The 13497-nt window shown below is 54.2% G+C and carries 9 protein-coding genes and 1 riboswitch; all 9 genes read right to left on the reverse strand.

Features of this window, described 5'->3' with window-relative positions:
- Nucleotides 1-43: 43 nt before the first annotated feature.
- On the reverse strand, nt 44-2002 hold the full coding sequence (locus I2H39_RS03750; RefSeq protein WP_195625818.1) for a diguanylate cyclase: 1959 nt from the start codon (nt 2000-2002) through the stop codon (nt 44-46).
- Nucleotides 1980-3419, reverse strand: a complete 1440-nt coding sequence (locus I2H39_RS03755; protein ID WP_138305984.1) for an extracellular solute-binding protein — start codon at nt 3417-3419, stop codon at nt 1980-1982. The genes I2H39_RS03750 and I2H39_RS03755 overlap by 23 nt, the downstream gene beginning before the upstream one ends.
- A 242-nt stretch (nt 3420-3661) precedes the next feature.
- Nucleotides 3662-3925, reverse strand: coding sequence for an FMN-binding protein (locus I2H39_RS03760; RefSeq protein WP_227146192.1), 264 nt, complete (start codon nt 3923-3925; stop codon nt 3662-3664).
- 66 nt (nt 3926-3991) lie between these two features.
- Nucleotides 3992-4198 (reverse strand): DUF378 domain-containing protein, encoded by a 207-nt coding sequence (locus tag I2H39_RS03765; protein WP_002564818.1) that lies wholly within the window; start codon nt 4196-4198, stop codon nt 3992-3994.
- A 192-nt stretch (nt 4199-4390) separates the two neighbouring features.
- Nucleotides 4391-7150 (reverse strand): translation factor GTPase family protein, encoded by a 2760-nt coding sequence (locus tag I2H39_RS03770; protein WP_330640966.1) that lies wholly within the window; start codon nt 7148-7150, stop codon nt 4391-4393.
- 32 nt (nt 7151-7182) lie between these two features.
- A complete protein-coding gene (locus tag I2H39_RS03775; protein WP_138305981.1) occupies nt 7183-9195 on the reverse strand; it encodes a molybdopterin-dependent oxidoreductase in 2013 nt (670 codons plus the stop codon).
- Nucleotides 9196-9341: 146 nt separating this feature from the next.
- On the reverse strand, nt 9342-10310 hold the full coding sequence (locus I2H39_RS03780) for a cation diffusion facilitator family transporter (protein ID WP_330640967.1): 969 nt from the start codon (nt 10308-10310) through the stop codon (nt 9342-9344).
- A gap of 191 nt (nt 10311-10501) precedes the next feature.
- Nucleotides 10502-10593: riboswitch (NiCo riboswitch) on the reverse strand.
- A gap of 174 nt (nt 10594-10767) precedes the next feature.
- Complete coding sequence (locus tag I2H39_RS03785) at nt 10768-11754, reverse strand: diaminopimelate dehydrogenase (RefSeq protein WP_138305980.1); 987 nt, start codon at nt 11752-11754, stop codon at nt 10768-10770.
- A gap of 115 nt (nt 11755-11869) precedes the next feature.
- The gene (locus I2H39_RS03790) at nt 11870-13489 is read right to left on the reverse strand and encodes a hypothetical protein (protein WP_195625819.1); all 1620 of its coding nucleotides are present in this window, start codon (nt 13487-13489) and stop codon (nt 11870-11872) included.
- Nucleotides 13490-13497: the final 8 nt, after the last annotated feature.

Below are 13497 nucleotides of genomic sequence, written 5' to 3' on the forward strand. Positions count from 1 at the left end.
TTTTCCTCTGGTTCTATAATGAAACTGTTCTGATACGCTTCATCTATGGCTTCATCTTACGCTTCTTCCTGTACATGTAAGAATCCGCCCTGGCCAGCGTACTCTCCAGGCTTACATCCTTGCACGAGTCAAAGAAAGCATAGCCTGCCGCAATGCCCGCAGGAAACACATTTCCTGCGCTGTAAGCCTTCACCTCCGCCTCCATGGCCTGGATTCCCCGTGTCACCTGTTCCTGTCCCATACCGTCCAGCTGAACCACAAACTCATCCCCGCCAATACGGAACAGGGGCGCGCCGGGAAATGCTTCCCGTATAATGCCGGCAGACCTGCGGATGTATTCGTCTCCCTTGTCATGACCGAAGCGGTCGTTGACCCCCTTCAGGTCGTTGAGGTCGCACATGAGAAAACCGCTGCCCGGTATCTCCTCCGGATGGCTTCTCTTGTGCTGCAGCATATGTTCATAGGCCAGACGGTTCCCCACGCCTGTAAGTCCGTCCCTGTCGCGCTCCACCTTCAGAGCCTTTGTCTCAAGGATTTCATCCGTCACATCCTCTACCACGCAGCGCACAGAATGGGCGGCTGTCTTACATGTTATCTTAATCCACCGGGAACCTTCCCCGGTATCCATCTTCACCACGCCGGGCCCTCCGTCGCTGTAAGGAACAAGGCCCTTTAGGTACCCTATGAATTCGTCCTTATCCCTGGAAAACAGGCGCTCCTGCTCCTTTGTAAGCCTTAAAAGCCTGGGAATCTGGCTGGTCATAAGCACCTTGGATGACCGGCCTGACAGCTCGAAGGCTCCCACCGGCAGTTCAGACAGCTCAATGAGCTTTGCATGCCTGGCAAACCACTGGCTGGTAAACACGGCTATTATAAGACCTGCCGCCAGGGAAAGGACCAGGGAATACCCCAGTATCTGTCCAATCCTGCGGGGAAACTGCAGAAGCACCGGCTCCTCCATAAGGCCCACCAGATACCACTCTTCTCCTTCAAACGGGGTATTATGGTAGTACATCCCCATCTGGTTCACACAGGCTGCTATCCGCCCGTCCTCCTGCCCGGTTCTTCCGCTGTTCAGCAGGCTATATATGGAATTTTCCTTATCTTTAAGTTCCAGGCCAAGCCTGTCGTTCCGGCCAACCAGCTGTTTCTGGAGAGCGCCATAGGTAACCGCTGCCTCCATATCCTCCTGCCCGGACCGGTATCCCATGACATAACCATAGGAATCCCCTGTCTGGAGTTCAGATGCAGGCAGGAACCGGTACAGGTAACTTACGGATATCTCCACTCCAAAGACAGCCCGCACCCTGCCGTCCTGACCGAACAGAGGCACGGAATAGGTAATTACATCCTCATCCCCCTCATTGACCTGAAAGGGAGGATTCCAGTATCCCAGCCATTTGGAACGGCCGTTTTCCACTGCTGCATCCCAGGGTTTGCGGAAGAAATCACGGTTTTCCTCATTTACCTCCAGCCGGAAATTCCAGTTTGCCGTGGTGGCAATCTTCATCTTCTCAGCTACATTCCACGGGCCAATGAGCATATACAGGTTTTCATTCTGGCTGCTGTTGCGGTCCGGGTTATTATTCCTGAAATATAGGGCAGCCAGGGAACCGTCCGTCTCCCCCTCATCCGGCAGAATCAGGAACGCGCCCGTGGTCTTTGTATCATACAGGGCAGCCAGCACCTCCGGCGCCAGCGCCTCCAGGATACGGTCCGGCTGTCCCTGATACTCCATCCCGTCCGGACTGTCAAAATACCGGCTTATGTTGTCCGTATGATGGCTGAAATTAGTCCAGACATTCTTCATCTGGTTTTCCAGATTATTCCTGCGTCCCTTTACCTTTTCCGCAAATATACGGTATTGGTTGGCCTCTGCCTGTTCCATGACTCCCCCTGCCACCATGAAGGACACCAGAAGGACACTCTGCAGCACCATGGATACCACAAACGCTATCGTCAGCTTGAACGCTATGGATTTACTTCTGAATTTTCTGTCCATCTGTCTTACCAGCCATTTCCTTTAGAAGTGTTTCATACCAACTGTCAAAATGCCCGTCGTCCAGCAGCTCCCGTTCCACAGACTCCCTGCTCTCTCCCTTTTCCATCCGCCGCCTCAGGGTTTCCAAATCCGTGTTTATCCGGTTCTCCAGAGACACAGAAAATATCTGGTCCATATCATAGGAGCCCAGGAAGGTTTCCCGGACATAGACATTGTGGTTTTCCAGCGCTTTAAGGGAGGCCCGGATGCTCTGCTCCACTGCCTGGGCATTGTCCTGGCTTTCCACCTGGGCTACCAGGTCCGATACGGATTCCAGCGCCTTTTTCTGCACAGGCAGATATCCTGTAGCCACGGCAAAACGTATATTCTGCTCCGGCTGCGTGAACCATTTAAGGAACCGGACCGATGCCTGCTGGTGGCTCTCATCCGAAGCAAATACCGCCATATTTGCCCCTCTCTGCCCCATATAAGGCGTACCGCCCTGAAAAACAGGATAGGCATAGCTCCCGCAGGAAATCGGATGGGACTGCTTCTCATCCTCAATCACCACCTGGGGGAAGAAACCGGCGCCAGCCGAGGAACCGATATAAGCCATCAAACGCCCGCTTTTTATGCCGTCCTGGTTATAGGTCCTGCTCTCATACCAGCCCTTTATATGAGGTACATAGTAAGCATCCCATACCCGCCTGGCAGTCTCCCTGGAATAATTGAATTCAGGCCCGTCCTGGGTCCGGCAGATGCCTTCCCCCAGCTGGGCGGCTGACAGCGCGGCAAAATCATTGAACGCATTCATGCCCAGGAACGGACTCCCGCCGGACCATTCATAATACATGCCCGCGGCCTGAGCCAGCCCCTCCCAGGTCTTAAGCATCTCTTTGCCTGCGCCTGTATCCCCGGCAAATGCCTCCCAGTCCGTCTCGTTGAGATAAAGAATTTCCGTGGATTTTGCCACCGGAACCATCCGGTGCATGCCGTCCCCTCCCCAGACGCCTTCCGCCAGGAACTCAGGCCGGTAAGCGTCCAGTTCATCTTCCGAAAAATAGCCGTCCAAACGGACCAGGGGAGCTATCCCGTCCAGCCTGTAGGCGCTGTCCGGGTAGGATGCAAATATATCCGGCAGCGGTTCTGAGCCAATGACATGGCTGGCCGATGCGTACAGCACATCGTCCAGTTCATTGCTGGAGCCGTATCCAACCGGCTCCACTATGATTCCCTGCTCCATGCCAACCGTCTCGTTAAACTCCATAACCAAATCATCAAACGCGCTTTTGGCCACTGCGTTATAGGAATGCCAGAGCACTACCACCGTGGGCTTTCCTGTGTCTTCCTTTTTTCTTTCCCCGGCCCTGCATCCGCTAATCCCCAAAAGGGCGGCCATGACAGCCGCCGATATATATACACATAGTCTGCGATTCATAAAGAAGTTCCTCCCTTGGCAGTCCTCCCTTGGCAGACACAGACGCCGCCACGTTCCAAACATACCTCACCTTAAGTATAACACGCTGGACAGCCTGCTGTCTATTCTGGATGTATGAAAAATGACAGGGCGAAAGCGTCAGGGCCTAAAAACAGAACCTTAAAAACAGGACCTGGTTCTGCGTTGAATCTGCATACAGGTCCTGCTGTTTAAACAGTACTTACAAGTATTCCCTTTTTCTTTTATTCTGCCTGTTTCAATGCATCTGACACAGCCTCCATGATTCCCCTGGAAGAATTGGTTGCCCCGGATACACTGTCTGTCTCTGTTGTCTGTCTGCGTATGATGGACTTGACCACCTTATTCTCAGCCGCTTCATAGATGCCCGCTGTCTCGCTGTGCTCTGTCAGGTCAATGGAGTCCTCGATTCCGTCCGCCTTCTCTGATATGCAAGGACAATATAAGAAAAAAATAGGAAAGCCGGAAAATATAGGGAACCCATACAAGGAAATCAGACAGGCATTAGGCGCACAAAGGAAGAGGCAGGACCAAACAGCCCTGCCTCTTTCTTTTTATGCTTCTCTGCCCGAATGTGAGTAAAATGTAATCAGATACAGACCACACAAACCCACCAGCGCATAGATGATCCTGGTTACCCAGGAAGCTGTTCCGAAAATCCATGAAACCAGGTTGAAATTAAAGAATCCTACCAGCCCCCAGTTCACAGCCCCAATCAGGGCGATTGTAAGAGCGGTATAATCCAATGCCTTATTTCCCATTGCATGCTACCTCCTTGTCATGAGCATTTCGTGCCTGTTCTCCAGCCACTTATGCAGCTTGCTATACGCTGGTAGTATGTCCCGGTTTGTGGAATTCCATACATTTTTTGCTTTTTTATCATAATTTGCTTCTAAAACACGGTTCCTGTTTCCTGCCGGGGATAGCTGCTGCGCCAAAGCGTGTCTTTGAATTCAGTCCTGGCCGTCCTCAGCGGCCGCTTCCCGCATCTGCCGCATTACCTCCTCCGGAAGTATATCATACAGACGGTTCCGCTTCAGCTGCGGCTGTTCCAGATACTCCTCTCTCAGCATGCCGTTTACCCGCTCCAGCTCCTCCTTCAGTTCCCTGGCCGATATAAGACGGCATCCCTGGCCCAGGATAATGACCTGCTCCACTCCATCCGAGGTTGCCACGGACACATCAAACCTGCGGGCATTTTCATGGGCAAACTTTTCAATATACTGGTCTGCTGTCTCGGCCTCCTTTGTGTAGACCACCTGGATATTGTGGTATGCAGAAACCTCCGTGGCATGGCCCGCCACACGGTAGGCGTCAAATACCACCATCAGACAGCATTTGCGTATGGCCTGATAGTTGCACAGCAAATCCATAAGCCGGCCCCTTGCGCCGTCCAGATTGTCCTGGGCCAGCTCCCGCAGCTCCTCCCAGGCAAACATAATATTATAGCCATCCACCAGAAGATATTCCTCCCTGGCTTCCTTTTTCTGGCGGGCCGCTTCCCCAGGGGGTCCGTAGGTACGTGTCACCGGAGCGCTGTAGCCGCCGGCAGGCCTGCTTCCCCGGTTCTTTCCCGGATACCCCCTGCGGGCCGCAGATTTATCCCGGCTGTTGGAATAAAAAGTGCGCTCCAGTATGGCGTCAATCTCATCCGTACCCAGCCAGATTTCCCCGGATTCTCCCTGTCCGGCAGAGGATTTGCCCGGATTCCTGAAGGAAGGAGGATTTCCCTTGCCCTCCATTCCTTCCCCATCCGGGGATTCCATAACCAGACCGCTGTCCACATGCATATACTCCTTCACCTGGTCCCAGCTAACCACAAATCCGGCCCCATGGGCGCAGAACACGGAACCTGTGGGATTGTCTGCATCACGCTCCGGATCATAGGCGGTCTGGTCAATTATCTCCTGGCTGTTATGGCACGGCTCATATCCTTTCAGCGTACATGCCAGTCTACCGTGTCCCCTGGTGTAGGACATCACCTCTGCCTGATACCCCCGCATGGCTGCAACCGGCGCTTTTCCCGCCAGAACAGCCTGTCCCTGTCTGTTTTCCTCGATGGTGCAGGTTCCGCACCGCTTCTCGATATCAATCATGGCCCGTCCGATGGATGCCTCTGGCACCTCCAGCCGGAAGGAATACCACGGTTCCAGCAGGATACAGGACGCCTCCATAAGCCCCTGGCGCAGGGCCCGGTAAGTGGCCTGCCTGAAATCCCCGCCTTCCGTGTGCTTATTATGGGCCCTGCCCGCCACAAGTGTGATTTTCATATCCGTTATTGGCGCCCCGGTCAGGACGCCCCGGTGCACCTTTTCCTCCAGATGGGTAAGCACCAGACGCTGCCAGTTCCTGTCCAGGTCATCCTCGCTGCATCTGGTCTCAAACTGAAGCCCGCTTCCTCTCTCTCCCGGTTCCATCAGAAGGTGGACTTCCGCATAATGGCGCAGAGGCTCAAAATGCCCCACCCCTTCCACCGGGCCTGCAATGGTTTCCTTATACACAATATTCCCTGTGCCGAATTCAACCTGAATGCCGTAGCGCTCTTCAATCAGGCTCTTTAACACTTCTATCTGCACTTCTCCCATAAGCTGCATGGAAATCTCTTTCAGTTCCTCATTCCATACCACCCGCAGCATCGGGTCTTCCTCCTCCAGCTGGCGGAACTTTGGCAGCATCACGGCCCCGTCGCAGCCCTCAGGCAGCTGTACCCGGTAATTCAGCACCGGCTCCAGCACCGGCAGCATGGAGTCCTTCCCTGCCCCCAGTCCCTGCCCCGGATAGGTCCTGGTAAGACCGGAGACAGCACATATGGTTCCTGCCTCTGCCTCAGGCACTGCTTCGTACCGGTCCCCGGAATAGACCCGAATCTGGTTTACCTTTTCCTGCCAGACCTCCGACGGCTTTTCCATATTTCTGTTGGAAATAAGTTCCTTTACCTTAAGGCTTCCTCCTGTAATCTTAAGGTGGGTCAGACGGTTTCCCTGGTCATCCCTGGAAATCTTGTATACCCTGGCTTCAAATTCCTCCGGATATTCCGGTGGGCAGGCCCACCTGCAGATTCCGTTTAACAGCTCCTCCACCCCTGTCAGCTTAAGGGCGGAACCAAAGAAGCACGGGAACAGCCTGCGCTCCCGAATCAGGCGGCGTATGTCCTCTTCCTCCACATCCCCTGTTTCCAGATAATGTTCCAGCAGATTCTCATCGCACATGGCAGCGTGTTCCATGAATTCCTCTGTGCCGGCCCCGGCGAAATCCACACACCCGTCATCCAGACGTTTCTGCAGTTCCTTCATCCGCTGGTCCCGGTCCGTGCCGGGCTGGTCCATTTTATTGACAAAGAGGAATACCGGTATCCTGTATTTAGCCAGCAGCCGCCACAGGGTTATGGTATGGCTCTGTACGCCGTCCGCGCCGCTTATAACCAGAATGGCATAATCCAGCACCTGAAGCGTCCGCTCCATTTCCGCGGAAAAATCCACGTGGCCCGGCGTATCCAACAGCGTAAGGGGCCGGCCCTCCCAGGTCAGGGCCGCCTGCTTTGAGAAAATAGTGATGCCCCTGGCCCTCTCCAGGGCATAGGTATCCAGAAAGGCGTCCTTATTATCCACCCTTCCCATTTTCCGTATGCTTCCCGCCAGATACAAAAGCGCTTCCGATAATGTAGTTTTCCCGGCATCCACATGGGCCAGGATTCCCAGTACCATTGATTTCATGTCCAGTCTCTCTTCCTGATGTCTTATTTCCCTTAACATGGACGTACGTCCACCGTATTGTCATTGAGGGTTGTTGCTGCTCCTATGTCGGACAGCCGCTCATGGTGGAGGGCATTAACCAGAAGTCCGTTCTTTGTAAAGGTCCTGTCGTAAACGCCCTCAGAAACAACTGTTCCTTCCGCCACCAGGGGCGTGATTTTTGCGGTAAACTCCACCTCCGCCAGCTCATTGAAGGCCACAACGGGACTGCCGTCCGCAATTTTCCTTGATGCCGCATCCCTGGGATGGAGCATCAGCGCCATGGGGCCCCTGCCCGACTTCAGGTCCTTCCTGTCCAGAAAAACCGAATTTAACGTATATGCGCTGGGCGCCGCCACCAGCCTGAGGGGATAGGTCCCCCCATGGCTCTTAATATACCTGGGCATTGCCTCTTCCAGCCGTTCATTGACAATCATCATTTTACCGGCAGGCGTCCTGAAGCATCCATGGTCCGCGTAGGCTGTGGATATGACGCCCCCGTCCCTTAATACGCGCCGGTCCTCCTCGGAAATGCAGGACAGACCTTCCATGGGATGGGAAAGCAGTTCCCCGGCCATCTCCTCCTCTGTCCTCTTAAAGTATTCTTCCTCATATCCCATTGCCCGGGCCAGCAGGCAAAACGTATTCCAATTGCTCCTGCACTGCCCGGCCGGTTCGATGATTTTCCCGGCCGTCCCAAAGGTGCAGTATCCGTAGGCCATATACACATCTGTCTGTTCCACAGAAAATGTGGCGGGCAGAATAATATCCGCATACATGGCTGTGTCTGTCATGAACCGCTCATGGACAACCGTAAACAAATCAGGGCGCCTCAGGCCCTCCAGGATACCCTTCTGGCAGCAGACAGAGGCCACCGGATTGCTGCCGTAAACATAGAAGCTGCGTATGGGCCTGCCTCCCCTGATTCCTGTAAGAGCCGATGCAATCTCATTGATATTGACCCTGCGTCCCGGTTCCTTCCTGAAATCCGGCCTGGTGACCAGACGGCTGTCCACATATGGACCTGCCCCCGGATTGCAGCCGCATAAGCCGCCTCCCGGACGTCCCCATGCGCCTGTATACGCGGACAGGATGGTGATAAGCCGCACGGTCATACCCCCGTTGCCATAGCGCGAGGGACCGCTTCCCAGTATGACGGCCGGAGCATGGGCCGAGGCGTATTCCCTGGCAAGGTCGGCAATCACCTCTGCCGGGATTCCTGTTTCCTCCTGCGCCCAGGCAGGCGTACAGGCGCCGAGGGTATTCCTAAAGGCCTCATACCCTTCTGTCCGATGGGTAAGAAAATCCCTGTCCGCCAGGTTTTCTTCCTCCATCACATGCATCATGGCCAGGGCCAGAGCTCCGTCGGTGCCAGGACGAATCAGTATGGTCTGGTCACTGTAGGCTCCCATGTCTGCTGCGCAGGATTCTATGAGCACCACCCTTTTTCCCTGTCTGCGGGCCTGGACCAGCGCCGGCATGGACTGAAGCCTGGTAGCCTTCATATTGCTCCCCCATACCAGATAAAAATCGCTGTCCAAAAGCTCCCTTGGGTCCAGGCAGCCGGTCTGGCCCATAACAGCCTCATAGCCTGCGCCCTTGGCAGAAGAACATAATGTCCTGACCATATCGCAGGCTCCCATCCGGTTGAAAAAGGCATCCCCGCATTTGCGCTGTATGACGCTCATAACCCCCGAATAATACATGGGCAGGATGGCATCTTTGCCGTCTTCCTCCAGAATGCGTCTCCATCTGCCGGCAATCTCCTCAACCGCCTCATCCCAGGTCACGGGTTCAAACCTTCCCTCTCCCTTTTCCCCCACCCGTTTCATAGGGGTGAGGATACGTTCAGGCGAATGGACGGACTGCTCGTAGTGCTGCATTTTTCTGCAGATAAGCCCCTTTGAAGCCGGATGGTCCGGGTCGCCTTTCACACTGAGAATCCGTGTTCCATCCGTTTCCGCCAACAGACCGCAGGATGTGGGGCAGTCGTAGGGGCAGATTGTCTTTTTTATATATAATGCCATCTTATGTCGCTCCCTCTGTCACTGCGCCCGATGCATAGCCATGGTATGACACGGCTTGGTCCTGCCTTAGTCCGGCATATTTCCTCCGTATAGCCGGGCGCTGTTATCTGATATTAAGTATAGCCAGCAAACCCTTTCCCGTCAAACTAATTTTCTGTCCCCTCCAGTCCCCTGCTGCCTTCGGGATTCACCTGTACTGAACAGTGCTTCACCTGTGGAAATCTCTTTTCTATGCTGTCGTGGACCTCCTTTGCAATCGCGAAGGCCTGTTCCAGCATAAGGCTTTTGTCTGCTTCAATCTCCAGGTCCACGTATATCCTGGAGCCGAAAAGCCTGGTCTTCATGGAGACCACACATTCCACGCCCCTGATATCCAGCACCACCCGTTCTATGTCCTTAACCGTCTCTTCATCACACGCCTTATCCACCATCTTATCCATGGAATCCCTGAACACATCCAGGGCTGCCTTGACTATGAAGATACAGATGATGAAACTGGCCAGCGGGTCCATGACCGGCATTCCCATTCTTGCTCCCAGTATACCGATGAAGGCTCCCACTGAAGACAGTGCGTCGCTGCGGTGGTGCCATGCGTCCGCCATCAAGGCTCCTGATTTTAATTTCCTGGCAGCAGCCCTGGTATACCAGAACATCCATTCCTTTACCACTATGGATATGACTGCCGCCCCCAGGGCCAGGACACCCGGAACAGCCCTAATCTTTTCCTGTCCTGAGCCAATGGATTCCACAGCGCTCACCCCAATGGCGATTCCCGTTGCAAACAATACAGCTGACAGCAAAAGGGCCGCCACGCACTCCATCCGTTCATGGCCATAAGGATGTTCCCTGTCTGACTTTCTGGAGGCCATGGTAATTCCGGCCATGACTATGAATGTGCTGAACACATCCGAGGCAGTATGGACCCCGTCCGATATCATGGCTCCGGAGTGGGCCAGGATACCCGCCCCTACCTTGAATACCGAAAGTACCACATTGATGCCGATGCTGACACAGGATACCTGCATGGCCAGTCCGGTACCGGCCATTTGATTTTCATTCTGTGTCTGACCGCCTTTATCCGGGTCCTTTATCTCTGGTTTATTCCTATATTTCATTCTGGTCCAAATTTTAAATTCTGCCCTGCTCCCATTTCCGGCAGAAGTCCTTTTTATGCCCTTCCCCATATATCCGCCTCCCATACCATCCATTCCTTTCATATGTTCTAAAATATATTTGAAAAATCATTGCGCCTGTCATAAAGTCCCATTTCATGAGAAAAAACGCCTGAGGGACAATGTAAGTAAACCACTGTCCCACAGACGTTCCTGTCTGCTGCCGCTGTCTGCGGCCCGGCTCCCAAAGCAGTTTTCTGCTTCCGGCCTGCTCAGTTTGTACTGTCGTTTGGATATGCAGTGCAAAGAGTTTTATTCGGCAGGCCTTAATGAACCTGTTACCAATATGATATGAACCGCTGTATATGTATGTGAACATAAACCCAGAAAAACATACAAAAACGCCTGCATACAGTCCAAAGGGACTGGTGCAGGCGTTTTTTACATAGATAGTTCCGTATTACAGCAAACGCTTCCTAAGCGATGCTCCATCCTCCGCGCTCAGGTAAGCCGGCGCAATGTCAAAGACAGTCTTGCAGCCGGATTGTCCCTCCCTGCCCAGGCGGTATGCAGCCCTGGCATAGGCCACGATAACGGATGCCGTAAATTCCGGGTTGGAATCCAGCTTTAAGCTGTATTCAATTACATGGCTGTTCTCATCATTCCAGCCGGTCCTGCCGGTGCGGATAACAAAACCTCCGTGGGGAATCCCGGCATGGTCCCGTATCAGTTCTTCCTGGCTGATGAAGTGCACCGTGGTGTCATAGTCGGCAAAATAATTTGGCATGGTGACAATGGCTTCCTCAATGGCCTTTAAATCAGCGCCTTCCTCCGCCACCACAAAGCACTCCCTGGTGTGTTTCTGCCTGGTGGTCAGCTCCGGAGCCGCACCGCTTCTCACGGCCGCAAGGGCATCCTCCACCGGAATGGTATACTGCCTTGCATCCTTCACGCCTTTGATTCTGCGGATTGCATCGGAATGGCCCTGGCTCACGCCCTTGCCCCAGAACGTATAGTCGCTGCCTCCCGGCAGGATGGCATTGGCATAGAGCCGGTTAAGGGAAAACATGCCCGGGTCCCAGCCAGCGGATATGATTCCCACATGACCGCTTTCCCGTGCAGCTTTGTCCACTGCCTCAAAATGCCCGGGGATATTGGCGTGGGTGTCAAAGCTGTCTATCACATTGAAGTGAGCTGCCATTTCCGGGGTCTGCTGCGGAAGGTCCGTGGCGCTTCCTCCGCAGAGAATCATCACGTCAATCTCGTCCTTCATGGACAAAACTTCCTCTGCCGGATATACCTTGGCCCCTTCCGTCAATATGCTGAGGCTGTCCGGATTCCTTCTGGTGAACACTGCCTTTAGCTCCATGTCCGGATTGTGCTTAATGGCGCACTCCACACCCTTTCCAAGGTTTCCATAGCCTAAGATTCCAACTCTGATTGCCATACTTTCATTCTCCTTTGTAACGTAAACGTGTGGGTTTTTGGTTTTTGTAAATTATACTACAGCCTTCTTTTATTGGCAAATCATTTTTTTATCACTGCCCCCTGGAGATGTGCGCCTACCTGCGCTTTTTCCTGTGGAGACAAACGGCTCCGCAGCCAATCACCGCAGCAGCCAGGACAGCGCCTGCATACCGCTTTAATCCGGATGTGCCGGAATCCTCCCGGTCCTGTATTTCCTCCTGGGGCGGGTCCTGCTCCCTGTCCATGTCCCCGTTTCCTTCCAGGGACAGACCGGCTGTTTCCGCCTCCGTCACGCCGGCCTCTGTCACATTTACAGACCCACTGCCGTCATCCCTATCCCGCCAGCTGCGGGCCTGCGAAGGCGTGGCCTCCCTGAGCAGGTTCCCATGTGCCTGTCCGTCACCAGCTCCCCTGTCTTTCGTATCCGGGTTGTAATACGGCGTATAGGATTCCCTTCTGCGCCCTCCCCTGCCTCTTACCGGGGCCTCAGGCGCATCGGACTCCTCCTCCGCGCCGGACTGGGTGTGGGAAGAATTTCCTCCGTATGAACTGCCGTATCCCCCATATCCGCCGGAACCGCTGCCGTAGCCTCCTCCGTATCCGCTGCCATAACCATAGCTGTCCCCGCCGTACACAAAGGTAAGGCCCTGTCCGACTGACTCGGGTATGGCTATCTTTACCTTATCCGTCTCATAGCTCCCGCCGGGCCACTCAATCCTGGCCTTCACATAAAAGGAGCTGTCCCCTGACTGGAACCGGTAGATAAGATAGCCGTCCTCCACAATGCCGGTATTCAGCGTGTTTCCGGTTTCCTTCAGGAAATTCTCGTACTCCACTGTCTCCTGTCCGCTTTGCGGCGAAGCGGCCGTTACCTTGTTTTTTTCCTTTGTCCAGGAATGTCCGCTTTCACTGCGCAGTATGTACAGTCCATTGATATCGGAAGGCAGGTTCTTAAATTCCAGCCTGGCAGAGCCGCTGCCGTCTGAACCAATGTTCAAAAGGACCGCCTCTGTCAGCTGGGGCTGTGTGCCTGTGTTTTCCGGGTGGGTCTGGCTCTCATCAGGAGGGACCGGCTCCGGCGGGTCTGTGCGCTCATCCCGGATATCAGTTTGCTTAAGTCCTGTAAATTCCTTGCCTTCCTCCCATATCAGCATTCCCTGGTTCCGCAGGATGACAGCCGGTTCATTAGCAGCCTCCCGCTGCATCTGTCCGCGCTTCAGGGTCAGGCAGCCTTCTCCATCAACCAATATCAGGTTTTTGCTCCCGGTTATACGCAGATTGGGATTGTCGATAACAACACCTGTCTGGGTCAGGTTTTTAGGCGCCAGGATTCTTATGGGGCCCTCAGGTATCCGGATTTCAATGGGACCCGGATTCTGCTGTCCCTCCGGCAGCCCCAGGGTGACAGATTTGGTGACTGCCATGTTCTTGGGCAGGACTCCTATGCTGCTCCCTCCCGTCAAACGGCCCTCGTACCATTGCCTCAGCTCGTCTTCATTGGCAAGATTCACCAGTACCTCTCCTGTCTCCGGGTCAGTATCCGCCCGGGAATCCCGCGTTTCGGCATAGGCTGTAAAGGCGGTCAGCCCCGTCATGTCCAAAACACCTGCCGCATCTGTCATCCCCGGCAGCTCACACATTCCCCACAGCAGCCACACCAGGACAGCCAGCCCTGCAATCCGTGTTCCACGCTTTCCCCCCGTGTCTCTGTTCATTCTCTTCA

It is taken from the genome of Clostridium sp. 1001283B150225_161107_B6 (assembly GCF_015556325.1).
GTDB lineage: Bacteria > Bacillota > Clostridia > Lachnospirales > Lachnospiraceae > Enterocloster.

Bases quoted from the DNA above. Each gene is read 5' to 3' on its own strand.
- I2H39_RS03750 (WP_195625818.1), bottom strand. From the start codon at position 2,002: ATGGACAGAAAATTCAGAAGTAAATCCATAGCGTTCAAGCTGACGATA.
- I2H39_RS03755 (WP_138305984.1), bottom strand. From the start codon at position 3,419: ATGAATCGCAGACTATGTGTATATATATCGGCGGCTGTCATGGCCGCC.
- I2H39_RS03765 (WP_002564818.1), bottom strand. From the start codon at position 4,198: ATGGGAAATAAGGCATTGGATTATACCGCTCTTACAATCGCCCTGATT.
- I2H39_RS03770 (WP_330640966.1), bottom strand. From the start codon at position 7,150: ATGAAATCAATGGTACTGGGAATCCTGGCCCATGTGGATGCCGGGAAA.
- I2H39_RS03775 (WP_138305981.1), bottom strand. From the start codon at position 9,195: ATGGCATTATATATAAAAAAGACAATCTGCCCCTACGACTGCCCCACA.
- I2H39_RS03780 (WP_330640967.1), bottom strand. From the start codon at position 10,310: ATGAAATATAGGAATAAACCAGAGATAAAGGACCCGGATAAAGGCGGT.
- I2H39_RS03785 (WP_138305980.1), bottom strand. From the start codon at position 11,754: ATGGCAATCAGAGTTGGAATCTTAGGCTATGGAAACCTTGGAAAGGGT.
- I2H39_RS03790 (WP_195625819.1), bottom strand. From the start codon at position 13,489: ATGAACAGAGACACGGGGGGAAAGCGTGGAACACGGATTGCAGGGCTG.